The following is a 25272-nucleotide window of genomic DNA, read 5'->3' as shown; positions in this document are numbered from 1 at the left end:
CCATGCCGACCATCACCATCGACACCCCGGCTCCACGGCCGGCGCGCCGGCGTGCGATCGCGGTGCGGCTGACCCGGTGGTTCGCCGACCGGGGCGTCGACCCGGCGCACGTGGTCATCCGCTTCGTCGACACCGGCGCGGACACGGTCTTCACCGGTGCGGTGCCGGTCGACGCGTTGGTCCGGGACGCGGACGCGCTGCCGTTCGCCTCGGTGACCTGTTGCGTCGGGCCCGACCGTGACGAGTGGTTCCGCGCGGACCTCGCGGACGAGATCGCCGCCGCGTTGCGGGTCACCGAGCAAACCCCTTTCGTCCACCTCGAATTCCGTCCGACCGCGCCGAGCCTCGTGTACTTCGCCCGGCGCGGCCGGCTGGTCCGTGCCGACCAGCCGGGATCCCCGCAGAAGCAAGGGAACCAGAACCGATGACACAGCTGACCGACACCGAGATCGTCACGCGGATCCGGTCCGTGCTGGGCCGAACCCTCGGTGACGCGGTCGACCACCTCGCTCAGGACGCCGATCTCGCGCAGGCCCTCGGCGAGCGCTACGACAGCCTCACCGCGATGGAGTGCATCACCGCGATCGAGGGCGAGTTCGACATCGAGGTCGACTTCGTGGCGCACGACGTGCGGCACTGGTTCGCCACGGTCGCCCGGATGGCCCGGTTCGTTGGCGACCGGCTGGAAGACCGTGCCCTGCTGCGGAGCGAGCGGTGACCTCGACGGACGAGGAGTTCGCGACCTCCGGCACCTGTGGCGAGTCCGTCGTGTGGACCCGGACAAGGGACCAGCTGTTCTCCGAGGTGACGCTGCTGGCCGAGGTCCTCGGCCCGGTCGACCGCGTGGTGAACTACGCGCCCACCACGCACCTGTACGGCCGACTGCTCGGTGACCTGCTGCCGGCGCACCTGAACGTGCCGGTGAGGCACCTCTGGGACACCCCGTGGCAGGTGCCGGACCGCACGCCGGGTGAGCGCGTCCTGCTGGTCTGCCTGCCGTCCACCTGGCTCATGCTGCGCAGCCTCGCCGGCGACCTGGGGGGCGTGATCGCGGTGCACAGCACGGGCCCCGTCACACCGGCCACGCGGCAGACGCTGACCAGACTCGCCGGAAGCGGGTTCCGGGCCGTGGAGATCCTCGGCTCGACCGAGACCGGCGCGGTCGCCCACCGGACACTGTCGCCCCGCCCGGCGCGCGCGTCGGTGTGGACGCTGTTCCCCGACGTCGACCTGGTGACCGACCTGGTGACCGACCCGGTTTCCCCCACGGAACAACCGTTGCGGGTCCGTGGTCCACGCAACGCCCGCCTGGCGGGCCAGGACCGGCCGGCCGAACCCGTGTCGCTGGAGGACCTCGTGCGTCCCGTCGGGAAGCGCCAGTTCGAACTGCTCGGCCGGGCCACCCGGCTGATCAAGATCAATGGTCGTCGGCTGCGTCTGGACGACGTCGAGCACGAGGTGCGGGTGCGCTTCCCGGGCGTGGACCTGGTGTGCCTGCCCAGGCGGGACGAGGTGCGGGCCGAGCACTACGAACTGTTCTACGCCGACGACACCGGCCTGGTGACCGGCCAGGACGTCCAGGCCGCGCTGGCGAAGGCGTTCCAGGGGGTGCCGGTGCCCCGTCGGGTCGTCCGGGTCGCGGCGGTGCCCCGCAGCGCCACCGGCAAGGTGCGTATCGATCGGCTGCTCGCGGCGGCCCGTGGGGCGGTCGAGAATGCGCTGTGACAGCGTCGCCGAGGTCATCGCCGAGGCTGGCTGGAAGGGCCATCTCTCGCTGAGCGCGCGGGAGCGGGCCGCGATGTCCCGCGGCCGTGCCGACCTGGCCGAGATCGCGGCCCACCGACCGGTCTACGGGATCAGCAGGGGCTTCGGCCCGCTCGCCGAGTACGCCGCCGACCCGGACGCGTGGACCCAGGGCACCGGGCTGATCAACCACCTCACCGTCGGTCAGGGGCCGCCGCTGCCGCCCGTGGTGACCCGGCTGGCCGTGTGGCTGCGGCTGCGCGGCATGCGTCTCGGGCACTCCGGCGTCGACCTGAGAACGTGGGAGCTGCTCGCCGAACAGTGGAACGCGGGGTTCACGCCCGTGGTCCCTCGGGACGGCAGCCTCAGTGCGAGCGGCGACCTCGTGCCACTGGCGCACGCGGCACAGGCCGCGGCGGGCCAGCGGCAGGCCTGGACACGGACAGGCGACCAGTGGCGTCCCGAACCGGCCGCCGACGTGCTCCGTGAGCTGGGGCTGACCCCGGTGTGCTGGGAGACGCGCTCGGCGCTCGCGTTCGTCAACGGCACGTCCGCCGCCCTGGCCAGGGCACTGGTCAACCACTCCCGACTGACCGCGTTGGCGCGGTTCGCGGCGGCCGCGACCGGGCGGCTCGCGACCCTGCTCGGCAGCGTGGGCGCCCCGTTCCGCGCGGAGATCGCCACCGTCCGGGGGCACGACGGGCACCGGGTGGCGGCCGACCTGATCCGGGCCGAACACGTCGAGCCGGCCGAGCCAGGTGGACGGCCGTTCCAGGAGGCGTACTCGCTGCGGTGCGCGCCGCAGGTCATCGGTGCGGTGCTCGACCAGGTTCGGCTGCAGGAGGGCGTGCTGGTGACCGAGGCCGCGGGCTGTACGGACAACCCGGTCGTGGTCGACGGCCGCGTCCACCACGGCGGCAACTTCCACGCCGCCCCGGTGGCGCTCGTGAGCGAGGTGCACGCGGTGTGCGTGCAGCAGGTGGCCTTCCTGGTGGAACGCCAACTCGCCATGGTGCTCAACCCCCACCGCAACGGTGGTCTGTCGCCCCTGCTGGCCCACGACGCCGGGCGGACGAGCGGGTTCGCCGGTGTGCAGATCGCCGCTACCTCCCACCTCGCCGCCATCCGCCAGCGCGCCTACCCGGCGTCGTGCACGCCGGTGCCCACGAACCTGGACAACCAGGACCACGTGCCGATGGCCCTGAACGGGGCCAACACCGTCGCGGAGATGCTCGACCGGGCGTGGTGGATCGCGGCGTCGCTCGGCCACGCACTGGCCTGGACCCATCGCCTGCGACCACGGGACAGCACGCCGCTGTGGGCCGACCTCGCCGACGACACGCCCGACCTCACCACCGACCGGCCGATGGCGGACGCGGTCGTGGACCTCGCCGCCCGGCTCGAGGAGATCTTCGGCGACCAGGAGGTGTCCTGATGGCGGAGAGGACCCGGCTCCCGGCCGTACAGCAACCCGACTGGGGCACGGAACTGGCCGCGGTGGTCGCCGAACTGCGCCGGCGCCCCGCCCTGGTCACCCCGTCGTCGTGCTACTCGCTGCAACGGGAGCTGGCCGCGGTGGCCGCCGGCGCGGCGCTGGTCATCCAGGCCGGCGACTGCGCGGAACGGTTCACCGACACGATGGCCGGCAAGCTCGACCTGTTGACCGCCCTGGCCGACCAGGTGGAGGTGGCGACCGGCGTCCCCGTGGTCCGCGTCGGCAGGTTCGCCGGGCAGTACGCGAAACCGCGCTCCGAGTCGACGGAGACCACCGCGCACGGACCGCTGCCGGTGTATCGCGGCGACGCGGTGAACTCGCCCGACGAGCACCCCGAGGCCAGGGTCGCCGACGCCCGGCGCCTGCTGGCCGCCTACGACCACTCCGCGACGGCGCTGGACGCACTGTTCCTGCGGGACCTGCTGCCCCCCTTCGGTGGTACCGACCACCCCCACTCGGTCACCTACGCCAGCCACGAGGCGCTCCTGCTGGACTACGAGCACGCCCTGGTCCGGGAGGACGACCTCCAGGGCGGCGACTACGGCTCCTCCGGCCACCTCCTCTGGATCGGCGAGCGCACGCGCGCCGTCGACGGCGCGCACATCGCGTTCGCCGAGGCCATCACCAACCCGGTCGGGGTGAAGATCGGCCCGGACGCGACCGCGGCGGACGTGGCCACGCTCGTCACCCGCCTCGCACACGGCCACGCGCCGGGACGGCTGAGCCTGATCACGCGGCTGGGCCCGCGACTCGGGCAGACGCTGCCCCGGCTGCTGGACGAGTTGGGCCCGCTGGCCCGCGACGTGCTGTGGCTGTGCGATCCCCTGCACGGCAACAACCTCCGCAACCGGCACGGGCAGAAGACCCGGGTCGTGGACGACGTCGTCGCCGAGGTGGCGGCCTGCTGTGCCGTGCTGCGCGACCACGGCCTGGCGCTCGCGGGGCTGCACCTGGAGACGACGCCGGAGCCGGTGGTCGAGTGCGTCGGCTCCGCGCCGGACCTGGACCGCCGGCTTGACCACTACACCACCGTGTGCGACGCCCGGCTCAACGCCGAACAGGCCGCCGTCGTCGTCGCCACCGCACTGGACGCCGGCTGGGGCGCGACCGTGGCCGGCGACTCCGAGACGGGGAGCACCGCATGAACCCACGAGGCCCGATGGTCCGGACCGCGATTCCCGGCCCGCGCGGCGCGGCGCTCCTCGCGTCCCAGTCGCAGCGTGAGTCCAACGCGCGTGCCTACCCGAGAAACCTGCCCATCGCGGTCGCCCGCGCGCGGGGGTGCTTCGTCGAGGACGTCGACGGGAACGTCTTCGTCGACTTCCTGAGCGGCGCCGGCGTGGTCTCCCTCGGCCACAGCCACCCCGAACTGGTGGCGACGGCGAAGGCGCAGCTGGACGAGTTCGTGCACGGGCTGGACCTGCCGACCGAGGCGAAGGACGAGTTCGTCTCCGCGCAGCTGCGCATGCTCCCGGCCGGTATGCGGGACCACATGCGCATCCAGTTCTGCGGTCCCACCGGCGCGAACGCGGTCGACGCCGCGATCAAGCTGTGCAAGACCGCGACCGGCCGGGGCGACGTCGTCGTGTTCTCCGGTGCGTTCCACGGCAGCTCCACCGCCGCCCTGTCCATGACCGGCTGGGTGGGGCAGAAGGAGCGCATCGCCAATCCCATGCCGGGCGTGCACTTCTTCCCCTACTCCTACTGCGCACGGTGCCCGCTGAGCCTGGACCCGGACACCTGCGCGACGAACTGTGTCGCGGTGCTGGAGAACCAGTTGCGCGACACGCACGGTGGGATCGCGACCCCCGCGGCCGTCGTCCTCGAACTGGTGCAGGGCGAGGGCGGCGTCATTCCCGCCCGGCCGGAGTTCGTGACCAGGATCCGGGAGCTCACCAGGGAACTGGACATCCCGCTGGTGGTCGACGAGGTGCAGACCGGCTGCGGACGGACCGGCGACTGGTTCGCCTTCGAGCGGTACGGCATCGAGCCCGACGTCGTGGTCGCGTCCAAGGCGCTCTCCGGCGTGGGACTGCCCGCCGCGGTGATCATCTACGACGAGCGGCTCGACGTCTGGGCGCCCGGCGCGCACAGCGGGACCTTTCGCGGCAACCAGTTGGCGTTCGCCACCGGGGTCGAGGCGATCCGGATCATCGAGCGCGACGGGGTTCTCGACGACGTGCGCGCGCGTGGGGAACAGGTGCGGCGGCGGCTGTCCGGACTGCCGGCCCGCCACCGCCACGTGTTCGACGTCCGGGGCACCGGCCTGATGTGGGGGATCGAGCTGGCCGACCCCCGCACCGGCGAGCCACGTGGCGACCTGGCCCGTGAGGCGCAGCGCCGCTGCCTCGACCGGGGTCTCATCCTGGAGACCGGCGGGCGGGCGGGTGCCGTGCTGCGGCTGCTGCCACCCCTGGTGGTGACCGAAGACGTACTGGACACCGCGCTCGACATCGTCGAGGACGCGCTCGCGGCGGTGACCCCCGACCCCACTGTGAAGGCGAGGATTCCCTTGGAGACCACCGAAAGTGTCAGCGCGCCGCCGGCCGCCGGCCCACTGCTGGCCAGAGCGGCCCGGATGCCGTCGCTGCGGGCCAAGTACGGCCCGGCCACGGAATGGGCAGATGTTCCGGTGCTGTCGAAGGACGAGCTGAACACCGCGATCGAGGAGCTGCTCTCCGGCGAGCCGGACGGGCGGGGCGGTGCCTACGTGTACGCCAGCGGCGGCACGATCTCCGAACCGAGGCTGAGCCTCATCCCCGGCGACATGTTCGTGCCGGACATCCTCGCCCACTGGCAGCCGCTCGACCCGCACGACGTGGTGGTCAACCTGTTCACCCCGGGACGGCTGTGGTCGGCGCACTACTTCTACAACGCCGTCGCCGCGGCCTCCGGCGCGGCGGTGGTCCCGTTCGGCGGTCTCGCCGACGACGAGCTGGACTCGTGGATCGACTTCTTCCAGGCCCAGGGGTGCACGGCACTGGCGGCCACACCGACCACCCTCAAGCGCCTGCTCCTGCACCTCGGGCACAGCGGCCGGACCTGGCCGGCCCTGCGCAAACTCCTGTGGGTGGGGGAGAAGTTCGACGACGCGACCTCGGCGCTGGTGGCCAAGCACCTGCCGGAGGCCGAGGTCTGGGGCCTCTACGGCTCGACCGAGACCTGGGTGATCGGCTGGAACACCCCACTGTGCCGGCCGGACACCGTGCACCCGCTGCCCTACCAGTACGTGGAGCTGCGCGACGGCGCGATCCTGATCACCAACACGCACGAAAGGTGCGTGAACCCGTTGCTGCGCTACCAGGTCGGCGACGTCGGCGAGTTCGTCGACTGCCCGTGCGGCCGACCGGCCGCGGCGTTGCGGGTCCTCGGCCGGGTGGACTCGTACTTCAAGTTCCTCAACCAGCTGATCTCGCCGGAGGAACTGGTCGGGCTCGCGTGCGGGATCGACGACGTCCTCGACGCCCAGCTGGCACTGCTCGCGCCGGGAACCACCGCGGAACGGCTCGTGCTCAACGTGAGGTCCACATCGGACTCCCGGCCCGGCCTGCCCGACCGCGTGCGCTCCCACGTCCTCGCCGGTCACCTGGGGCTGGGTTACGTGGTTTCCGACGCACCGGCGGCGTTCGAGGTCGGTGTGGTGGACGAGCTGGCGAGCAACGACCGGACGGCCAAGACCCCGCTGCTGGTGATCACGCGGTGACCACCGTGGACAGGAGGACAGCGGTCGTGACCGGCGGCGGGACGGGAATCGGGCGCGCGGTCGCGGAGCGGTTGGCCGCCGAGGGCGCCCAGGTGCACATCGTCGGGCGCCGTGCGCAACCCCTCGCCAGGGTGGTCGAGGAGAACCCGGACCTCGCGATCCACCCGCATGTGGCGGACCTGACCGACACCACCGACGTCCGGCGACTGGGTGAACTGTTCGCGGGCGTGACGGTGGACGTGCTGGTCAACAACGCCGGCGGGACGGTCAAGGACGTGGCACCCGGCCTGACCGGGAAGTTCGAGGACTTCCGCAGGACGGTCGAGCTGAACCTGTTGACGACGATGAACGTGACCGAGGCGCTGTGGCCGGCGCTGCGCAGACCGGGCGGCCGGGTGGTCGGCATCGGCTCGATCGCGGGCCAGCGCGGTGGCGGTGACGCCTACGGGGCGGCCAAGGCCGGCCTCACCGGCTGGGCGTTCGACCTCGCCAAGGTGGGTGGCAGGGACGGAATCACGGTCAACGTCGTGTCCCCCGGCTACGTCCAGGACACCGAGTTCTTCAACGAGACCGGCCGTTCCGCACGGCACGACATCCTCGTCGCGCAGACCCTGCTCGGCCGGTCCGGGCGCCCGGCCGACATCGCCGGAGTGGTGCGTTTCCTGGCGTCCGAGGACGCGTCGTGGCTGACCGGACAAGTGATCGGAGTCAACGGTGGCGCACTCCTCGGTCGCTGACCGAATCCCGGCGGCGTTCCAGGCGACCGGCCGGCGGATCCTCTACCTGTTCCCGGATCGTTCCTCGGCGACCCTGGCGACCTGGGAGCGGGACGAGTTCTGGCCCGTCTACGAACGGGTCGCCAACGCCAACGGGCTGGACTTCGCCGTCGCCGTCCCCGAGCACGTGGTGCTCCGCGACGGCGCGGCCTGCTGGCAGGGCGAGCGGCTGCGGCCCGACCGGGACATCGTGGTCTACGACGTCCGGTCGGAGCCGTTGCACGAAGCCGACCTCCTCGCGAGCCTGACGCTGGTGCACTCGTTGGCGGCACAGGGTTTCTGGTTGGCGATCCCGCTGTCGACCGCGCTGCTGTGCAACGACAAGTTCGCCACCGCCGAGGCGCTGGACGGCTCACCGGTGCCGGTGATCCCGTCGGTGCGGGTGATCACCGGGCGGGACCTGAACCTGTTGTCCTACCAGGAGATGATCCCGGACGAGTGGTTCCCGGCCTTCGTCAAACCGGCGTCCTGGGGGCGCGGGCTTGGCGGCGTGCGCTGCCCCGACCGGCCCACGTTGGACGCGCTGCTGGGCCTGGCCTCGGGCAGTGGCGCGACGATGCTCGTGCAGCCGTCGGTCGGTGAGGTCGTCGCCGACACCCGGGTCGTCGCCGTCGAAGGGGAGATCGTCGCGGTGTACGACCGGGTGGGCTCGCCGGGCTCGCACGTCGCCAACATCAGCCGGGGCGGCCACGCCGACACGCGATCCGAAGTGGACGCTTCGGTCCACGAGCTGGTCGACTTGGTGCACCGCCGCTTCGACCTGCCCTACGTGTGCGTCGACCTGCTCCGCACCGCCGACGGCGGACTGTGGTTCTCCGAGCTGGAGACCGACGGTGCGGTGGCCGGCCTGTTCGACGACCGGGACGCGGTGGACCGGATCGTCGGCGGCCGGTTCCGCGCCTACGCGCGCCGGCTCGACGCCCACCTGAGCGGCACGGGGCGAGGGCGATGAGCACCGACATCCGGGACACCCCGGCGACACCGGCCTCCCTGTGGCGACACGGCGACTTCCTCCGGTACTGGGTGAGCCAGAGCTTCTCGCGCCTGGGCGTGCAGGTCGCCGAGCTCGTGCTGCCGCTGGCCGCGATTTTGCTCGTGGACGCCACCCCGGTCGAGCTCGGGGTGGTGAACGCGCTGGCCTTCACCCCCTACCTGCTGCTCACCCTGGCGGCGGGCGTGTGGATCGACCGCAGCCGCAAACGCGGCCTGCTCGTGCTCTCGGAGCTGGGCCGGGTCGTGGTGCTGGCCGTCATTCCGCTGATCGCGCTGTTCGGCTCGGTCGCGTTGTGGCACCTGTTCGTCGTCGCGTTCCTACTGGGGTGCTGCGCCGTCCTGTTCGACGTCTCAGGTACGGCGTACCTGCCGTCGCTGGTCGACCGGGACCAGCTCCTCGACGGGAACAGCAAGCTGCAGGCGACGATCGTCGTCACCGGTTCCGGCGGACCCGCGGTGGCCGGACTCCTGGTGCAACTGGTCACGCTGCCCGTCGCGCTGCTGACGAGCGCGGTCAGCGCACTGGTCTCGCTGGTGTGCCTGCGCGGGATCAGGCGCCAGGAGCAACCACCGGAACCGAGGGAACGCCGTGCCCTGCGCGAGATCGGCGAGTCGCTGCGGTTCATCGCGCACGACCGGAACCTGCGGTTCCTCACCATCCGCTCCGGCCTGGTCAACCTGTGCTTCCTGGCCCGCAACACCATGCTGCCGCTGTTCGTCCTCCAGACCCTCGGGCTGAGCGCCTCCGCGCTGGGATTCGTGCTCGGCGTCGGCGCGATCGGCGCGTTGATCGGCTCGATGGTGGCCAAACGACTGGCCGTGCGACTCGGGCCAGGCCGGGTCATCGTCGTCGGGTACGGGGTGGCGTCGGCCGTGCAGCTGTTGTTGCCCCTGGCCATGGGCCCGTCCTGGCTGGCGATGGCGATCATGATGTCGATGTTCTTCGTCGGCGGAACGTTCATGACCATCGGCAACACCAACGTCGCCACGCTCCAGCAGATGCTCATCCCCCGGGAGCAGCTGGGCCGGGTCGTCGCCGCGATGCGCACGGTCACCTGGGGGAGCCAGCCGCTCGGCGCGCTGCTCGGCGGCGCGCTGGGCGCGCTGATCGGGATCCGGCCGACGCTGTTCCTCATCGCGATCGCGTTCTGCCTGTCCGCGCTGTGGCTCGTGCTCTCGCCGATCGCGAAGCTCAAGACCATGCCCGAGGCGTCGTGACCGTCCACATCGTAGGGAAAGGAGGGGGCGTGCCACCCGCACCGGCTCCCGACCACCGCACCGCGGCCTTCGTCCTCACCGGCGCGTTCCGGGTGGTGTGTCGTAACCACAAGTACCTGACCGCGCTCGCGCGGCGCGGCCTGCGCGTGCTCGTCCTGTGCCCGGAGTCGTCGCGGGCACAGGTCGAGGCGATGCGGCGCGCCCTGCCCGACCCGCTGCGGGTGATCGCCGAGGTGGCCTACGCCGCCGGCGACCTGGACCGCGAGGGCTCGTTCACCCCCGACGTCCTGGCGGTCGTCCAGGACTGGCGCGACCGTTACCGGATCGTCGGCGTCTACGCGATGGAGGAGACGCTGGTCGAGCCGACCGGGTTGGTCTGCGACCTGCTCGGCGTCCCGGCTCCCGGTCTGCGGGCCAGTCGGGTGTGCCGCAGCAAGTACCTGCAGCGCGGCTACCTCGCCCGGTTCAGCCCACGGTCCGTGGTCCTGCCTCCCGGCCGGCGGCACGCGGTCGACCTGACCGCGCAGCAGTACCCGGTGGTCGTCAAGCCGGCGACCCGCCATGCCAGCTCGGGTGTCCTGGCCTGTGCGGACGCCGAGGAGGTCGCCGCCCTGCTGCGGACCTATCCCACGCACGAGACCGTCCTGGTGGAGCAGAAGGTGGTCGGGCACGAGTACTCCGTCGAGTCGCTGGTGCGCGGCGGTGAGGTCCGGTTCGCGTCGGTGACCAGGAAGGAGACGACCGACACCACCGGACGCACGTTCGTCGAGCTGGTCCACAGCGTGCCGTGTGGCCCGGTCAGGACCGCGGGCCGGGACGTGGTCGAGCTGTTGCTGGCCGTGGACGCGGAGGTGCTGCGGGCACTGGACTTCGCGGACGGGGTGGCGCACTCGGAGTGGCGGGTGACCGACGATGGCGAGCCGTACCTGATGGAGATCGCGTCGCGGACGCCGGGCGACGGCCTGACGCTGCTCTACGAATACGCCTGTGGCCGGCCCATCGAGGAGCAGATCGTCCGGATCGCGCTCGGCGAGGACGTCGACTACCCGCCGCCCCGCCGCCACGCCCGGCAGATCTACCTCCACGGGGCCGGCGTGCTGCACGACGTGACGGTGGACTGGCCTGGTGTGGAACCGGTCTGGCTCGCCGACACCGACCTGTGGCCGGCCGCGGAGCCCGGCCGTGCCGGTGACCCGCCCACGCTGCGGATGGTGCTGGTGCTCAAGGAACGTGGCGCTCCGCTCGGCGAGCTGACCTCCTCCGACGACCGGGTGGTGACGGTGTTCATCGATGCCGACACCGAAACCGAGTTGGACGACCTGGAACGCCGGGTGCGCGCGGCGGTGACGATGTCGGTCGAGCCGGTCGGGGCGGTGACGGTCTGATGCTCGTCAGGACCCTGGAGGCCGACGCGTTCGGCACCAAGTGCTACCTCGTGGCCGAGGAACGCGACAGTGACTGTGTGCTGGTGGACCCCGGTCTCGGGGTGGCCGCCAAGCTGCCGGACGCGCTGGCCGCGTACGGGCTGCGGCCCAGGGCGGTGCTGCTCACCCACGGACACCTCGACCACACCGGATCGGTGACCGAGGTGTCCGAGCGGTACGGGATTCCCCTGTACCTGCATCCCGACGACCACTGGATGCTGTCCGACCCGCTCGGCGGACTCGGGGAGGAGGTCGCCCCCAAGTTCGAGGAGTTCCTGGGCCGGGACTGGACGTGGCGCGAACCGTCCGATGTCGACACGTTGGCGCACGGCGACGTGCTGGAGCTGGGCGGGGTGCTCGTGCGGGTCGACCACACCCCGGGACACACCAAAGGCTCGGTCATGTTCAACCTGCCGGGCGACCTCCGCGTGCCCGGCTACTGCCTTGTCGGCGACACGCTCTACGCGGGCACCATCGGCCGCACGGACCAGCCGACCGGCGACCGCGGCGACTGCCTGCGCTCGCTGCGGTCGCTGCTGGACAAACCACGCGAGACCGTCCTGTACACCGCGCACGAGCAGGACAGCGACCTGGCCACCGAGAGCACCACCAACCCGTTCGTCTGGGAGGCGGCCCGCTGGTCCGGCACCGGCACACCGCCGACCACCGCGGAGACGCTCCGCGACTTCAGGGCACAACGGAGGTAGGGCACATGTCCGACGAGTTGCTGGATCTGCCGCTGGCCGAACGCGTCCGGCTGATCGAGCGTGGTGAGCTGGACCTGGCCGACTGGCTCGCGGCCGCGAACGACTGGGGCTTCGCCGCCGACGCTCGTTACCGCGCGTGCGCGGACCTGCGTCCCGCGACCGGCCCGGTTCGGCTGGGCGTCAAGGACACCGTGGACGTGGCGGGTTTCCCGACCAGGCTGGGCCTGCGCCGGTACCGGCACCACCCGACCCGCTCGGCAGCGCCGCTGCGGGGCGTTGGCGTCGAGGTCACCGCGAAGGTGGTCACGACCGAGCTGAACATCGGTGTCGGCTCCGGTTGTGTGAACCCGAACTTCCCGCACATCGACCCGGCCGGCTCGTCCACCGGCTCCGGGGTGTCGGTCGCGGCGAACATCTGCGACGTGTCGTTGGGCACCGACGTCCTCGGCTCGGTGCGTTGGCCCGCCGCGCACTGCGGGGTGGTGGGTCTGCGCACCACCCACGACCCGGCCGCCCTCGAGGGTGTCTTTCCGCTGTCCCCGCAGATGGACGCCGCGGGCTGGGTGGCGAGGACCGCCGACGACCTCGCCTTCGCCTGGGAGTACCTGGGCCTCGGGCAGGTACCCAGGCCGGGCCGCCGCCGGATCGCGGTCGTGGAGGAGGTCTTCGACGGTGGCTGTGCCGACGAGATCCTGGCGGTGGTGGAGGCGGTGGCCTCGGCGCTGAAGGACGCGGGGCACGAGGTCGGCCGCGCGCGACTCGGGGAACTGTGGGACTGCCGGGCGATCGCCTGGGAGCTGTGCTCGGCCGACGCCTGGCGCGGTCACCAGGTGTGGGGCGACTGGGTGAACGACGACCTGCTCGAGTCGACCTGGGCGGCGTTGCGCTCGGGCGCCGAGGTCAGCGCGGAGCGGCACGCGGAGATCAGCGCGCGGCTGGTCGCCCAGCGCGCCGCCGTACCCGCGTTGTTCGACGCGCACAACGCCGACTTCTGGCTGTTGCCCATGGATCCCGACGTCCCCCGCCCGATCGGCTCGTTCGTCCGCTCCGGTACGACGATCCCCGGCCCGGGCGAGCCGGACTACGAGTCCAGGATCGGCTACACGCCGGTGGCCAGCTTCGCCGGCCTGCCCGCGATCACCGTCCCGGCCGCGACCGGTGCCGAACACGGCGCCCCGATCGCCGTGCAACTGGTGGGCCGCCCCGGCACGGACGCCGACCTCATCCGGTTGGCGTGCGACCTCGGGAACCAGCCGTAGCCGTCGCTGACCGACCGGGTGGGTCCGTGGCTGCCGCGCCGGTCGGGGAGGGGTCCCGGTCAGGTGGTGGTCGACTTGCCGGATGACAGACCCGCAGGATCTCCCGACCGGGCCGGCAGCCGCGTGGCCGGCGCCCAATCCGATGCCGGACGGCGGACCGGCTGGGGCCAGGCCGCGACGGGGGGTGCGGACGCTGTTCCGGCGCCGCAGGAACGTCGTCCTCGCGGCCGTGGCGGTCCTGCTGGTCGCCGTCGGTGTTGTCGTGGTCACGGTGCGACTGCAGGCGTCGGGAATCGTCGACGATGCCGAGGCCGCGCACCGGCGGGGCGACTGTGCCGAATCGGTCGCGACGCTCGACGGATTCGGATCGTTCCACCGTCTTGCCGCCGGCGACATCGTTCGCTCGGCGGAGCCGGGTCGTCAGGCGTGTCGACTGCTCGACAAGGCGACGGGTGAGCAGGGGCGCTACGACCCCCGGCTGCTCGCCGAGTACGTCGACCACCCGGGTGCCCGCTGGCCGAACGCCGGGGTCGAGCTCTCCCAACTGCTCCTCGGACTGGACTCCGACGGTGGCACCGACGGAGACACCGCGGGAGACACCGACGGAGATGTCGGGCGTGATCCGAAGAGCGCGATGAAGCGGCTGAACGAGACGCTCGCCGCCTACCCGGGGATGTCGGCCGCGGTGCGTGAACTGGTGGAGGCCTATGTCGAGCGCTTCGGAGAGTCGGGGTACGCCCGCCCGGTCGAGGACGAGTACGGGTCGGCCGATCCTGAGGCGGCGGCCCGTGTCTGCGCGGACCGTGACGAGTTCACCTGGCTGCACGCCGGCGACTGGACCCGGCCGGAGATGGCCGAGCCGATCGCGGCGACCGAGGACCTGGCCGACGAGTGGTTGCTGGCCTGCGCGAACGCGACAGCCGCCCTGGGCGACATGACGTCGTGGGGGCAGGCCCGGACGATGTACGACGAGTACCTCACCGAGTATGCCGACCAGCCGGGGGCGCAGGACGCCAGGAAGGGACGCGACGAGGTCGTCGGCGCCATCCAGCACAGGCAGGCCCGTGACCGGGCCATCGCACGCGCCGGCAAGCCGGCTGACGGCGCGAATCTCGGCGCCTGCCGCGACGGGCGGTGCCAGGTCCGTGTCACGCCGGGCAACCTGCTCACGATCAACGGTCCCGGCGGTCCGTACCAGGTGCTGGTGTCCGGCGTCGGTGGCGGTTCGGTGACCGTCGCGATCGGCGGGCAGATCTCGTCGTTCAACTCGACCGGAGGCTCGATAACGGTGTTCGGCGGGAACGCGGCGTGGAGCAGCGGACCGAAGGGCGAGCTGACGTTGAACGACAGGCTCGGTGTCGGTGTCGACGGCGTCGCCGGCGGGCGGGCGACCCTGAGCGTGTGGCTGGTCAGCTAACCGGCGCGCGCACGCCCTGGTGCGGGCGGCGCGGTGCCGCCACCGGATCTCCCCTGCGCCAACGCCGTCAACGCCGCGTCCACTACGGTTCGCCACTGCTGCGATGACATCGTCGCCCAATTGCGAATCCGGGCGGTTGTTTGCGTCGGGCGGTTGGCCGAGCAGCACAGCATTTCGCGCGTGCCCGTCACCGACACGCCCCGCGACGGGTTCACCATGAATGATCAAATCTGCGCGGTCAATGCCATCTCGCTCATCGGATGGCTCGCCGCCGTGCGGCCCGGGTGCGCGAGCGCTCCGACGGTGCGCGTCGGGCGTGGCAGGGCAGTGGCCCGGTCCTGGGCGTTCGGTGTCGATCTGTCAGGAAACTCCCGGGATCACTCACGGCGGCCGTTGCCAGTTACCGGACGACGCGACCCCTACTTTCGTAGGTTGTGGGGTATTTCACGGGGTAAGTAGGTTTGAGTACTTGTCGGGGTAGTCGAATCCTCGAATCTCGTTTTCCATCGCATTGAGTTTCTTCACCCTGCCAAGAAAAGGAATATGCGATGTCGAAATTTGTCATGAGGGTCGCGACCGCGCTGTTCGCCGCGCTCGCGTTCGGTTTCGTCGCGGTGCCGCTCGCGTCCGCACAGGAGGCGCCGGCCGAGACCGAGTTCGAGGCGGCCTGGTCGTACACGATCGAATCGTCCTGTGCCGGTTGGGAAGGCGTGATCCGTCAGGGCGCCAACTACTGGGGCGGCGCCAGTGAGGGCGGCGGCACTCCGGTGCGGTGCCAGAACTCGGCGATCACGGACTGCGGGTTCTTCGCCGAGGGCGTCGAGACGACGGACGTGCACGGCAACCTGATCGTGGTCGGCTGCAACTACGGCATGGGCCAATTGATCAAACTGTACCCGGGTGCGGTCAACGACCCGGCGTTGCTGGCCGCGCACGAGTTCGGCCACAACTGGTACGGGCATTCGTACAACGGTTGCGCGTCGTGGGCCAGCCCCACCGACGTGATGGCGACAACCATGTGCTGACGGTTGTTCGACGGGCCCCGGGAGAGTTCTCCCCGGGGCCACTGACCGTTCCGTGACCTGGCCGTCCACGACGTGGACCGGTGACCGGCTCGCGGGAGGTACACCAGGTGGAAAGGCTCAGTGTCATGTGGGAAGACCCGATGTGAGTCCGTCGAGGACGTGGGCCAGCCGCCGTTCGAACGTCTCGTCCGGGTCGGGGAAGTCCTCGGCGTCGTGGACGATTCGCTCAAGCCACGGGTATTTACCGGTGGACAGCAGTCCTGTGATGTACGGCGCCATTCGTTCACGCCATTCCTGTTCGGACAGTCCGGTGCGTCGTCGGGCTTCCTGTTCGGACAGTTCGATCTGCACGAATCCGATCGTGAACGCGTTGACGGTGAACGACATGTCCAGCATCTCGTCGATGTCGATCTCGAGCCCGTCCAGACAGGTCATCATGTGCTCGATCTGCTGGCACAGGTTGGGGCCGAGATTCGCGCGGCCGAGGCACCAGATCGCCCACGGATGCCGGAAGGCCATACGGCGGGTGCGGCGGGCGTAGTCGGCCAACTCCCCGCGCCAGTCCGAGGTTGGTTCTGCTGGTGGGTTGACCTCGCCGAGGACCGAGTCGGTCATCAGGTCGATGAGCTCGTCCTTCGTGGAGACGTACCGGTAGAGCGTCATCGTGCCGGTGCCGAGTCGTGTGGCGACCTTGCGCATGGACAGGGCGTCGATGCCGTCGGCGTCGGCGATCTCCACCGCGGCCTCGACGATCTGGCCGTAGTCAAGGAAGGGCTGGGCTCGCCTGCCGGTCGCATCGATTCGCGACCAGATCACCTCCGTCACCTTTTCCTCCCTGGCCATTCTCTATCTCTCCTCGATCGGCGGGTCTTGCGCACACTGTACGCGCAGACGTACGTTGTACGCGAGCCAAGTACAGTGTACGCGGACGAGGGAGCTTGAGATGGTCGGCGGCATCCGCGTGAGCGGACTGCGTAAGCGCTTCGGCCGCGCCGAGGCCTTACGCGGCATCGATCTGACGGTCCCACCCGGCACGGTCTGCGGACTGCTGGGTCCCAATGGCGCTGGCAAGACGACCGCCGTGCGGATCCTCGCCACACTCGCCACACCCGATTCCGGTCACGCCAGCGTCGCCGGCTACGACGTGGTGCGCCAGGCGGAACAGGCGCGCTACCGGATCGGCCTCACTGGCCAGTATGCGGCGGTGGACGAGATCCTCACCGCCCGCGACAACCTGCGGATGTTCGCCCGTCTCTACCACCTGCCGGGACGGGTCGGGCGCCGTCGGGCGGTCGAACTGCTCGAGCAGTTCGACCTGACCGAGGCCGCTGACCGTCCGGTGAAGACCTACTCCGGCGGTATGCGCCGCCGTCTCGACCTGGCGGCAAGTCTGATCATCTCGCCAGAAGTTCTGTTCCTCGACGAACCGACCACCGGGCTGGACCCCAGGGCGCGCGGCGATGTCTGGGACGCGGTTCGCAAGCTCGTGGCCGACGGCACCACCGTGCTGCTGACCACCCAGTACCTCGACGAGGCCGACCAACTCGCCGACCAGATCGTGGTGCTGGACACCGGTCGGGTGATCGCCTCAGGCACACCGGCCGAGCTCAAGGCCCAGACCGGTGGTGATCGTCTCGAAGTCGAGATGCGCGACATCGCCGCGATGCCCGCGGCGGTCGACGTGGTCGCCGCCGTCACGGGCACCGAGCCCCACGTGTCCGCCTCGCACCGGATCAGCGCACCGGTGCGGGACGGCGCACGGATCCTGTCCGCTGTGCTGCGTGACCTTGACCGGCTTGGACTCGTCACAGCCGACATCGGACTGCGCCGGTCCACTCTCGACGATGTCTTCCTCCGGCTCACCGGCCACACCGCCTCCCAGGACCACACCGAGACCAAGAGCGAGTTCGCCACATGATCACCGCCCTGGAAATCCCCGCCCCGCCAACGGGTGTGTTCGGACGTGTCGGTTGGACCCTGCGCGACGGCTGGACCCTGACGCGCCGCGAGCTCAGCCAGTTACGCCGACAGCCCGCCCAGATTGCCGTTGCCCTGTTGTTCCCCGGGTTGATGGTGCTGCTGTTCGGCTATGTGTTCGGCAGCGCGATCAGCGTTCCCGGCGGCAACTACCGCGAGTACCTCATCCCCGGCATGTTCGCGATGACCTCGCTCATCGGTGTGATGACCAGCGCGGCGCTGATCTCCAAGGACATCGGCGAAGGTGTCATGGACCGCTTCCGCTCGATGCCCACCGCCCGCTCGGCGGTGCCGCTCGGTCGCGTGGTGGCCGACCTGCTGACCAGCGCGCTGGGCGTGGCCGTCATGGCCGGCTTCGGGTTGCTCGTCGGCTGGCACGTTCGCAACGGCGTCGGCCCCGCGCTCGCCGCGTTCGGACTGATCCTGCTACTGCGTTTCGCGGCCACCTGGGTGGGTGTCCTCATCGGACTGTCGGTGAAGCCGGAGACAGCGGACAGCCTGGTGCCGCTGATCTTCCCCATCACCATGCTCTCCAACAGTTTCGTGCCGACCACTGGAATGCCGGACTGGCTGCGCACGGTCACCGAATGGAACCCGGTCAGCTCGCTGGTGGCCGCCTGCCGACAGTTGTTCGGCAACACGGGCCCGGTCGCGGCCGATCCGAGCTTCCCGATGGCGCACCCGATCGCGATGACCGTCGCCTGGTCGATTCTGCTGGTGGTGATCTTCATGCCACTCGCGGTCTGGCGTTACCGGGCAGTCGGACGGTGACAGGAGGCGGTGTCGCAGGAGAGCGATGCCGGCTCTGCCGAACGACCGCGTGTAGGACTGGACCCCGTGGCGCCCGATGCCCGGGCGTGTGAGTGCACTTCGTCTGTTCGCCGCCACCGAGGCGTTCAACCGAGAGGGTTGCTCGTCCCTCAATCGCCGGAACGCCCCTGACATCCGGCGGTTCGCGCCTCAGACGTTGACGTAGCCGATGTGCCCTTCGACGACCAGTGACAGATAGACCGCCAGTCGCAGGCTCACGCCGATCGCCCAGGCTCCGGCTGGGACGCTGAGCCACAGCCAGCGCCGGTCGGTGAGCGAGCGGTAGCCGGCCGCGGTGGTCACGACCGCGACGGCGACGGCGAACACCCCCGCCATTCCCGAGTTCCAGCCGAACTGGACGGCGAGCAGCAGCGTGCCGATGAGGATCAGTGGGAAGCGTGCGAGGAGCCAGCCAAGCTCGACCAGCCGTAGGGTACCGAGCATTCGGGACGACGCGGCGCCGAACAGGAGCTTCCGTGCCGTCCGGACCTCGGGCAGCTCCTCGACGGCCGCGACGTCGCGGCCGAGTTGGCCGACCACGAACCAGGAGGCGACAAGGACCAGTGCGATGACCGGCATCGAGTATCGTGCGTCGTTGCTGAGGAGCTGGTTGGAGATGAAGCCGCCGTATGCCGCGGTGCCCGTGGCGAGCACGAGCACCCACAACGCGATCCGCGCGGTGAGCGTCCGTCGAGTGCTGCCGGTCGGGAAACCCGCAGCGGCCCGCAGCTCGGCGGCCAGCTCGGCCGGGGTGCCGAGTTCCTCGGCCACCGCCGCGTCCGCGAGCTGCGGTGTGACGTCCTCGACGATCGCGTCGACCTCGGCGCGCGGGAGATCGGCGAGCGCGTGCCTCAGCTCGGCGATGTAGGCATCGTGGCTATCCTTCTTGCTGTCGCTCGTGTTCACGCGTTCGCTCCCAACAGGTCGGTCATCGTGGCGGCGAAGCCACGCCAGGTGGCCCCGGACTCGGCGAGCCGGCGGCGGCCGGCGTCGTTCAGGCCGTAGTACTTGCGATGCGGGCCCTCGTCGCTCGGCACCACGTACGAGGTGAGGGCGCCCTGGTTGTAGAGGCGGCGCAGCGTCCCGTAGACCGAAGCGTCGCCGACACCGTCCAGCCCTGCCAGCCGAAGACGGCGGACGACGTCGTAGCCATAGCCGTCCTCCTTGTCCAGCACCGCGAGAACGGCGAGGTCGAGCACACCTTTCAACAGCTGACTGACATCCATGCGTTCCCCGCTCATCGGTAACCGGCAATGAACAGTACCACGCAATGCATAGTAGTGGTGCTGGGTCGTCAACCAGCCACGAGCGGCTCTGGCGCACTTTCGGTGACGTTGCGCGGGCGTATCGCTTGACGGTGTTGAGCGCAAGACCGAGGCGGCGTGAGCAGTCCGGCAGCCCGACTCCGGTCTCGGGCAGGGCATGATTCGGCCGTCGGTGTCGTACCCGGGATTGTGGCGGTGCCCTGGATCGCGCCGATGGCCGGTGAGTGCCGGACGTGGGTGTGCCAGACCCGGCGTGTCCGGTTTCACCGCACGCACGCGGCGGTGGTCCTTGCTCATGTGATCTGGCAACGGATGTCAGGAATGAGGGATACGCCAAGATCGCGTTCGCCGAAACTGTGCGAGAGTTGCGGCACCCTGGAGATGGGCGACCGGTCGACGATGGCCGCTTTCCGGGTTGGCCAACGGGTTCCCTGAGTCCGCGCGACGTAGCCGAAGATGCCCGACCGGTAACCGTCACTTATCTGGATGACTCGCGTGGGCAAGGTACGCACGTCGACATCGCACTCAGGGGTCTGATTACCCAGTCCTGTCGTGTGCCGAACTTGCTGTGGGTCATTGCTTTCGGTGATGACAAGGAATCGGCTTCGATCGATATCGAAGAAGATCGTTACATCCTTCGATGTGCAGGGTCGGACGTTACAGACCCAATCCCGAAGAACCCTTTCTGATCACACCTGTGCGCCAGGCGAACCGGTAGAAACCGGGCCGCCCGGCACACCCCGAGGCTGACTCCCGCGGCGTCGGTGTGGCTGGCCCACCGGCGTGGACCAGACCTGAGCACCTACTGCTCGGGGCCGCCTACCGGGCCGAGATCGTCATCGGCAGCTCGCCGGCCGGGGCCATGACGACGCCGAGATGTGTGCCCACCTCGGCGCCCGGCAACAGGTCCGCCCGGAACCGACGGGCCAGGACGGCCGTCGCCAGGGTGATCTCCATCATCGCGAAGCTCATGCCGATGCAGATTCGTCGGCCGCCGCCGAACGGCAGGTAGGCCGTGCGCGGTCGGCCCTTGTCGTTGCCGGGCAGGAACCGTGTCGGGTCGAAGCGGTCGGGGTCCGGCCACCACTTCGTGTCCCGGTGGTTCACCGGGGGGATCACCATGACGCGGGAGCCCGCCGGGATCCGGTAGCCCTGCACCTCGTCGTCAGCCATCGCCGTGCGGTCGAGCGCCCACACGATGGGGTGCAGGCGCAGGGTCTCGCTGACGACCGCCCGGGTCCACTGCAGGCGGTCGGCGTCGGCCGCCGTCGGCATCCGGTCGCCGAGCACCTCGTCGACCTCGGCCTCCAGCTTCTCCCTCGCCTCGGGATGGGCCGCCAGCCGGTACCACAGCCACGACAGCGTCAGGCCCGTCGTGTCCTGTGCGGCGAACAGGTAACCGGTGGCCTCGTCACGAATCTTCTGGCGGGACAGGGGCTCACCGGTCGTCTCGTCGCGGCTGGTGAGCAGCTGGCCGAGCAGGTCCTCGCCGGGGTCCTGCTGAGCCTCTCGCTTGGCGCGGATCTCGTCGATGATGCGGTCGAACTCGCGGGCGGCGCCCTGCACCTTCGCCCGGCGGCGGAACTGCATCCGCCACGCCCTGGCCGGGCCGACACCGGGCAGCTGGTTGAGGACCAGCACCAGCGGCGACCGCAGCACCTTGCCCGTCACCGTCTCCGACGTCCTGATGGCCGCGGTCATCGCGTCCATGTGGCCGCTCGTGTCCGGGCCGAACAGCGCGCGCGAAACCCCGTCGAGCGCCATCTCCCGCATCGCGGGCACCATGCCGATCTCGCGGGGCAGCGGCCCGTCGGCCCACGTCTGCGCCGTCCGCGCCGCGACCTGCACCAACTGGTCGGCGTAGTTCGGCAGTTGCCGTGCCGCGAACATCGGTTGCGCGAGCGACCGGCTGCGGGCCCACGTCTCCCCGCTCGCGGTGAACAGCGCGACCCCGATCATGTCGTCGACCGACGGATAGTTGACCCGCCCGTAGTTCTCCTGCTTCGAGACCAGTACGTGCGCGGCGGTCTCGGCACCGGACAGGAAGTACACCGTCTGCCCGCCGAGGTTGAACCGCACGACCTCGCCGTAGGTCGCCGCGAGGTCGCGGAACACCGAGATGGGGTCCTGCTGAAAGCGTTGCGTGAGCTTGAGTGACTCCAACCCCGACGGGCCGGGCGGCGTGGCTACAGGCATGAATATCTCCTCGTCGGGATTTTGACCGTGTACGGTACGCTATGCGGCGCCCACTGGTGGTCAATACCCGCAATTTCACGCCGCGTATACCTGTATGGCGATCTGGCTACTCGCCGTGATTGCGTGCGCTCTCGAAATGGTGGTAGCGCTTGGCGGCGGAATTCGTGGGTGTCGTCGTTATTCTGCCGGGGCCGATGGGGCGCCTGATCGAGCACCCCTCGCGCTTGTCTCGAAGGGGTCTGCGCACGACTCGGGCAGTGCTACTGTCACGGCAACGTGAGGAGTCGAACACTGGGGGGCAGCTATGGGTTCCTTGTGTGGCCAGGGGAACACTCAGCGTGAGGAATGGTGGTCCAGGTCACGTCGGCTGGTCCGCTGAGGACCGTCCGTGGCCGACCCGGCGGTCGTCGCGTCGAGTCCACAATGGCGCCACCCGGCTCCGTGACCCCATCGGAGTAGGTGGGTAATCGTCGCGCATAGTGACCGTTGTGTCACTGGGCACTGGGGTATGTCGCGTCGTCGGGCAACCTTTCCTGCGGCGCGGGGGATTGCGAATAGTTCTCAAGAGGAGAAGTTCACCGATGTCCGAAACCGGTCTTCCCGGAGTTCTCGACGGATTCGCCCTGACCGACCAGAGCGCCTTCCGCACCGGGTTTCCCTACGACGTCTTCGCACGGCTGCGGCAGGCGGCGCCGGTGCTGTGGCACCCCGGCGTGCACACCAAGGACGGCGAGGGCTTCTGGGTGATCAGCCGGCACGCGGACCTCGTGGCGGCGGCCGAACTGCCGACGCTGTCGTCGAAGGGCGGTGGCGGTCGGGCCGGTGGCGGCACGCACATCGACGACCTGGAAGCCGGAGTGCACGCCGGCGTCCTGCTCAACATGCTCGACGACCCCCGGCACCGGCTGCTGCGCGACCTGGTCTCACCGGGGCTCGCGAAGGCCGTGTTGGACGCGCGACTGCCACGAATTCGGGCGATGGCGCGCGAGTTCGTCGATGCGGCCGTCGCCAAGGGGCGAGTGGACCTGCAGCCGGAGCTGACCGCGCCGTTCGCGATCCAGACGATGGCGCTGCTGCTCGGCGCGCCGGAGCGGGACTGGCCACGGCTGGTGGACTGGGCGCAGACGGTCGCCGGACTGGACAACCGCGAGTCCGGTGACCATGACGACGTGGCCGCGGCGACGGTCTACGCCCTGTACGAGTACAGCCTGGAGCTCATCGCCCTCAAACGCGCGACCGAGCCGACCGACGACCTGATGTCGATCGTGTCGCGGCAGGACCTCGCCGACCACGAGACCGAGGGGCCGCTGTCCGAGTACGAGCGGGCCGCCTTCTTCTGCCTGGTGATCGCCGCCGGCAGCGAGCCGGCGCGGAACGCGATGGCGATCGGTCTGCACGCCATGACACAGCATCCCGACCAGTGGGCGCGGCTGCGCGCGGACCGCTCCCTCGTCGACGGCGCGGTCGAGGAGATGCTGCGCTGGTCCTCGCCGACGCCGTACAACCGGCGGACGGCCACGGAGGACATCGTGTTCCGTGACACCGAGATCAAGGCCGGCCAGAAGGTCACCCTGTGGTGGGCCTCGGGGAACCGCGACGAGTCGGTCTTCACCGACCCCGACACGTTCGACATCCGCCGCGGCCCCAACCCGCACCTGGCGTTCGGTCACGGCATCCACTCCTGCCTCGGCCCGCGGTTGGCGCGCCTGGAGATGCGGGTGCTGCTCAACGAGCTCCTGGACCGCGTCGCGGAGTTGACCGTGGTCGGCGACCCGGTGTGGGCGGCGACCAACAAGCACACCGTGATCACGCGGCTGCCCGTCGAGCTCACACCGGCACGGGAGCTGACCGAAGAACCGGCATGACCGGCCGACCGGTGCCTGCGGCCGTCGAACGAAACGGACGGGGTCGTCCCGGGAAGCCGGCGCCGCACCGCCGGTCGCGACCGGACTGGTGGTCCCACCACACGATCAGGAAGAGAGTCATCCCATGACGGAGGCAGCGGCGCCATCGCCGGCGGACGTGGCCAGGGCGATGCTGACGTTCGACCCGACCACCCCGGAGTACCGCGCGAATCCCCACGCGGCGTACCGCCAGGCGCGAGAGCTCGGTGCGGTGGTGCGCAGTCCGCTCGGGCTGTGGGTGGTGACCCACTACGACGAGTGCGCGTCGGTGCTGCGCAACGCCGCGTTCGGCTGGGGCGACAGCGCGCCCGACGAGGACACCACCACCACGACGCGCTTCACCACCAACCCCGACGGTACCCAGGTACGCCCGTTCATCTTCCTCGACCCGCCGGACCACACGCGCCTGCGCAAGCTGGTCAACAAGGCGTTCACCCCGGCGCGGGTCAGGACGTTGCTCGAGCAGACCGAGAGCCTGGTGGCCGACCTGCTCGCGAAGGCGCGCGCCGAGGCGGGCGACGGTCCGATCGACCTGATGTCGACGATCGCCCGACCGGTCCCGGCCCTCGTGCTCGGCACGCTGCTCGGCGTGGCCGACGAGGACGTCGCGCGGTTCCAGTCGCTGTGCGCGGACATCGGGCGCGGCCTCGACCTCGCGGTGTTCCTCACCCCGGAGCAGATCGCCCGCCGGGACAGCGGGCGGCACGAGCTCATCGCCTACTTCGGTGAGCTGGCCGAGAAGCGGCGCGTCGAGCCGCGCGCCGACCTGGTCAGCGAACTCGTCTCCGTCGAGGAGGCCGGCGACAAGCTGACCATGGCCGAGCTGTGTGTCACCTGCACGCTGCTGCTGTCGGCCGGCTATGTGACGACGGAGAACCTGATCGGCAACGGGATGCTGGCCCTGCTGCGCAACCCCGAACAGCTCGACTGGTTGCGCGCCAACCCCGACCGGCTCGACGACGCGATCGAGGAGCTGCTGCGCTACGACGGGCCGACGCAGCTGGTCGGCCGGGTGGCCCTGGAGGACACCGAGCTGGGCGGTCAGCCGATCGCCAAGGGCGAAACGGTTCTGCTGATGCTCGGCGCGGCCAACCACGACCCGGCGGCCTACGAGAACGCGGACGAACTCGACCTGTCCCGCTCCGGCCGCCGCAACCTCGGCTTCGGCGGCGGAATTCATTTCTGCATCGGTGCGCCCCTGGCCAGGATGGTCACCAACGTCGTGGTCGGCGAGCTGGTCAAGCACGACCTGCGGCTGGTCCCGGACGCCGTGCGCGCCGGGGAGAGCATCACCATCCGGGGCGTGGCGGAGTTGCCGGTGACCGTGCGGGACCGCTGAGTCCTCGACGCTCATCTCCAG

General features: G+C 70.3%; 22 protein-coding genes. 18 read left to right on the top strand and 4 right to left on the bottom strand.

Annotation, left to right across the window (positions count from 1 at the left end; genetic code table 11):
• Positions 1–2: 2 nt before the first annotated feature.
• From BLA60_RS27715 to BLA60_RS27650, 14 genes are all read left to right on the top strand, one after another.
• The gene (locus BLA60_RS27715) at positions 3–428 is read left to right on the top strand and encodes a hypothetical protein (protein ID WP_075135952.1); all 426 of its coding nucleotides are present in this window, start codon (positions 3–5) and stop codon (positions 426–428) included.
• A complete protein-coding gene (locus tag BLA60_RS27710; protein ID WP_075135951.1) occupies positions 425–718 on the top strand; it encodes an acyl carrier protein in 294 nt (97 codons plus the stop codon). Before BLA60_RS27715 ends, BLA60_RS27710 begins: the two co-directional genes overlap by 4 nt.
• Positions 715–1725 carry a class I adenylate-forming enzyme family protein gene (locus BLA60_RS27705; RefSeq protein WP_075135950.1) on the top strand — a complete coding sequence of 337 codons (1011 nt, stop codon included), beginning with the start codon at positions 715–717 and terminating at the stop codon, positions 1723–1725. The genes BLA60_RS27710 and BLA60_RS27705 overlap by 4 nt, the downstream gene beginning before the upstream one ends.
• Positions 1715–3178 carry an aromatic amino acid ammonia-lyase gene (locus BLA60_RS27700; RefSeq protein WP_075135949.1) on the top strand — a complete coding sequence of 488 codons (1464 nt, stop codon included), beginning with the start codon at positions 1715–1717 and terminating at the stop codon, positions 3176–3178. The genes BLA60_RS27705 and BLA60_RS27700 overlap by 11 nt, the downstream gene beginning before the upstream one ends.
• Complete coding sequence (locus BLA60_RS27695; protein ID WP_075135948.1) at positions 3178–4383, top strand: 3-deoxy-7-phosphoheptulonate synthase; 1206 nt, start codon at positions 3178–3180, stop codon at positions 4381–4383. The genes BLA60_RS27700 and BLA60_RS27695 overlap by 1 nt, the downstream gene beginning before the upstream one ends.
• Positions 4380–6941: a diaminobutyrate--2-oxoglutarate transaminase family protein gene (locus BLA60_RS27690; RefSeq protein WP_084735319.1), complete on the top strand. Its 2562-nt coding sequence runs from the start codon at positions 4380–4382 to the stop codon at positions 6939–6941. The genes BLA60_RS27695 and BLA60_RS27690 overlap by 4 nt, the downstream gene beginning before the upstream one ends.
• A 5-nt stretch (positions 6942–6946) precedes the next feature.
• Positions 6947–7678: an SDR family NAD(P)-dependent oxidoreductase gene (locus BLA60_RS43655; RefSeq protein ID WP_075136015.1), complete on the top strand. Its 732-nt coding sequence runs from the start codon at positions 6947–6949 to the stop codon at positions 7676–7678.
• Complete coding sequence (locus tag BLA60_RS27680; protein ID WP_075135946.1) at positions 7656–8669, top strand: ATP-grasp domain-containing protein; 1014 nt, start codon at positions 7656–7658, stop codon at positions 8667–8669. Before BLA60_RS43655 ends, BLA60_RS27680 begins: the two co-directional genes overlap by 23 nt.
• Positions 8666–9928 carry an MFS transporter gene (locus BLA60_RS27675; protein ID WP_075135945.1) on the top strand — a complete coding sequence of 421 codons (1263 nt, stop codon included), beginning with the start codon at positions 8666–8668 and terminating at the stop codon, positions 9926–9928. Before BLA60_RS27680 ends, BLA60_RS27675 begins: the two co-directional genes overlap by 4 nt.
• 29 nt (positions 9929–9957) lie before the next feature.
• Entirely contained in the window at positions 9958–11313 is a 1356-nt protein-coding gene (locus tag BLA60_RS27670) for an ATP-grasp domain-containing protein (RefSeq protein ID WP_075135944.1), read from the top strand.
• Entirely contained in the window at positions 11313–12059 is a 747-nt protein-coding gene (locus tag BLA60_RS27665; protein ID WP_075135943.1) for an MBL fold metallo-hydrolase, read from the top strand. Before BLA60_RS27670 ends, BLA60_RS27665 begins: the two co-directional genes overlap by 1 nt.
• Before the next feature lie 5 nt (positions 12060–12064).
• Positions 12065–13318, top strand: coding sequence for an amidase (locus BLA60_RS27660; RefSeq protein ID WP_075135942.1), 1254 nt, complete (start codon positions 12065–12067; stop codon positions 13316–13318).
• A 184-nt stretch (positions 13319–13502) separates the two neighbouring features.
• Complete coding sequence (locus tag BLA60_RS27655) at positions 13503–14735, top strand: hypothetical protein (RefSeq protein ID WP_075135941.1); 1233 nt, start codon at positions 13503–13505, stop codon at positions 14733–14735.
• Between the two features lie 563 nt (positions 14736–15298).
• The gene (locus BLA60_RS27650) at positions 15299–15760 is read left to right on the top strand and encodes a hypothetical protein (RefSeq protein ID WP_154814651.1); all 462 of its coding nucleotides are present in this window, start codon (positions 15299–15301) and stop codon (positions 15758–15760) included.
• A 123-nt stretch (positions 15761–15883) separates the two neighbouring features.
• Here BLA60_RS27650 and BLA60_RS27645 read toward each other — a convergent pair whose 3' ends face one another.
• Positions 15884–16576, bottom strand: coding sequence for a TetR/AcrR family transcriptional regulator (locus tag BLA60_RS27645; RefSeq protein ID WP_162293019.1), 693 nt, complete (start codon positions 16574–16576; stop codon positions 15884–15886).
• 127 nt (positions 16577–16703) lie between these two features.
• Here BLA60_RS27645 and BLA60_RS27640 point away from each other — a divergent pair, with 127 nt between their 5' ends.
• Together BLA60_RS27640 and BLA60_RS27635 are read left to right on the top strand one after the other, a co-directional pair.
• Positions 16704–17678 carry an ATP-binding cassette domain-containing protein gene (locus BLA60_RS27640; protein WP_075135938.1) on the top strand — a complete coding sequence of 325 codons (975 nt, stop codon included), beginning with the start codon at positions 16704–16706 and terminating at the stop codon, positions 17676–17678.
• Positions 17675–18508: an ABC transporter permease gene (locus BLA60_RS27635; RefSeq protein ID WP_075135937.1), complete on the top strand. Its 834-nt coding sequence runs from the start codon at positions 17675–17677 to the stop codon at positions 18506–18508. The genes BLA60_RS27640 and BLA60_RS27635 overlap by 4 nt, the downstream gene beginning before the upstream one ends.
• A gap of 189 nt (positions 18509–18697) precedes the next feature.
• Here BLA60_RS27635 and BLA60_RS44315 read toward each other — a convergent pair whose 3' ends face one another.
• The 3 genes from BLA60_RS44315 to BLA60_RS27620 form a co-directional block, all read right to left on the bottom strand.
• Positions 18698–19453 carry an HAAS signaling domain-containing protein gene (locus BLA60_RS44315; protein ID WP_075135936.1) on the bottom strand — a complete coding sequence of 252 codons (756 nt, stop codon included), beginning with the start codon at positions 19451–19453 and terminating at the stop codon, positions 18698–18700.
• Positions 19450–19773 carry a PadR family transcriptional regulator gene (locus BLA60_RS27625; protein WP_075135935.1) on the bottom strand — a complete coding sequence of 108 codons (324 nt, stop codon included), beginning with the start codon at positions 19771–19773 and terminating at the stop codon, positions 19450–19452. The genes BLA60_RS44315 and BLA60_RS27625 overlap by 4 nt, the downstream gene beginning before the upstream one ends.
• A gap of 858 nt (positions 19774–20631) precedes the next feature.
• A complete protein-coding gene (locus BLA60_RS27620) occupies positions 20632–22008 on the bottom strand; it encodes a cytochrome P450 (RefSeq protein ID WP_084735317.1) in 1377 nt (458 codons plus the stop codon).
• Between the two features lie 581 nt (positions 22009–22589).
• Here BLA60_RS27620 and BLA60_RS27615 point away from each other — a divergent pair.
• Together BLA60_RS27615 and BLA60_RS27610 are read left to right on the top strand one after the other, a co-directional pair.
• Positions 22590–23873, top strand: coding sequence for a cytochrome P450 (locus BLA60_RS27615; protein ID WP_084735316.1), 1284 nt, complete (start codon positions 22590–22592; stop codon positions 23871–23873).
• A gap of 124 nt (positions 23874–23997) precedes the next feature.
• Complete coding sequence (locus BLA60_RS27610; protein WP_075135933.1) at positions 23998–25251, top strand: cytochrome P450; 1254 nt, start codon at positions 23998–24000, stop codon at positions 25249–25251.
• Positions 25252–25272: the final 21 nt, after the last annotated feature.

Origin of the sequence: Actinophytocola xinjiangensis, assembly GCF_001921215.1 — a bacterium.
Taxonomy (GTDB): Bacteria; Actinomycetota; Actinomycetes; order Mycobacteriales; family Pseudonocardiaceae; genus Actinophytocola; species Actinophytocola xinjiangensis.
This window is presented reverse-complemented; position numbering and strand designations above follow the sequence as displayed.

Coding starts and splice junctions, on each gene's coding strand:
- BLA60_RS27715 (WP_075135952.1), top strand. CDS start 3: ATGCCGACCATCACCATCGACACCCCGGCTCCACGGCCGGCGCGCCGG.
- BLA60_RS27710 (WP_075135951.1), top strand. CDS start 425: ATGACACAGCTGACCGACACCGAGATCGTCACGCGGATCCGGTCCGTG.
- BLA60_RS27700 (WP_075135949.1), top strand. CDS start 1,715: ATGCGCTGTGACAGCGTCGCCGAGGTCATCGCCGAGGCTGGCTGGAAG.
- BLA60_RS27695 (WP_075135948.1), top strand. CDS start 3,178: ATGGCGGAGAGGACCCGGCTCCCGGCCGTACAGCAACCCGACTGGGGC.
- BLA60_RS27690 (WP_084735319.1), top strand. CDS start 4,380: ATGAACCCACGAGGCCCGATGGTCCGGACCGCGATTCCCGGCCCGCGC.
- BLA60_RS27675 (WP_075135945.1), top strand. CDS start 8,666: ATGAGCACCGACATCCGGGACACCCCGGCGACACCGGCCTCCCTGTGG.
- BLA60_RS27665 (WP_075135943.1), top strand. CDS start 11,313: ATGCTCGTCAGGACCCTGGAGGCCGACGCGTTCGGCACCAAGTGCTAC.
- BLA60_RS27660 (WP_075135942.1), top strand. CDS start 12,065: ATGTCCGACGAGTTGCTGGATCTGCCGCTGGCCGAACGCGTCCGGCTG.
- BLA60_RS27650 (WP_154814651.1), top strand. CDS start 15,299: ATGAGGGTCGCGACCGCGCTGTTCGCCGCGCTCGCGTTCGGTTTCGTC.
- BLA60_RS27640 (WP_075135938.1), top strand. CDS start 16,704: ATGGTCGGCGGCATCCGCGTGAGCGGACTGCGTAAGCGCTTCGGCCGC.
- BLA60_RS27635 (WP_075135937.1), top strand. CDS start 17,675: ATGATCACCGCCCTGGAAATCCCCGCCCCGCCAACGGGTGTGTTCGGA.
- BLA60_RS27625 (WP_075135935.1), bottom strand. CDS start 19,773: ATGGATGTCAGTCAGCTGTTGAAAGGTGTGCTCGACCTCGCCGTTCTC.
- BLA60_RS27620 (WP_084735317.1), bottom strand. CDS start 22,008: ATGCCTGTAGCCACGCCGCCCGGCCCGTCGGGGTTGGAGTCACTCAAG.
- BLA60_RS27615 (WP_084735316.1), top strand. CDS start 22,590: ATGTCCGAAACCGGTCTTCCCGGAGTTCTCGACGGATTCGCCCTGACC.
- BLA60_RS27610 (WP_075135933.1), top strand. CDS start 23,998: ATGACGGAGGCAGCGGCGCCATCGCCGGCGGACGTGGCCAGGGCGATG.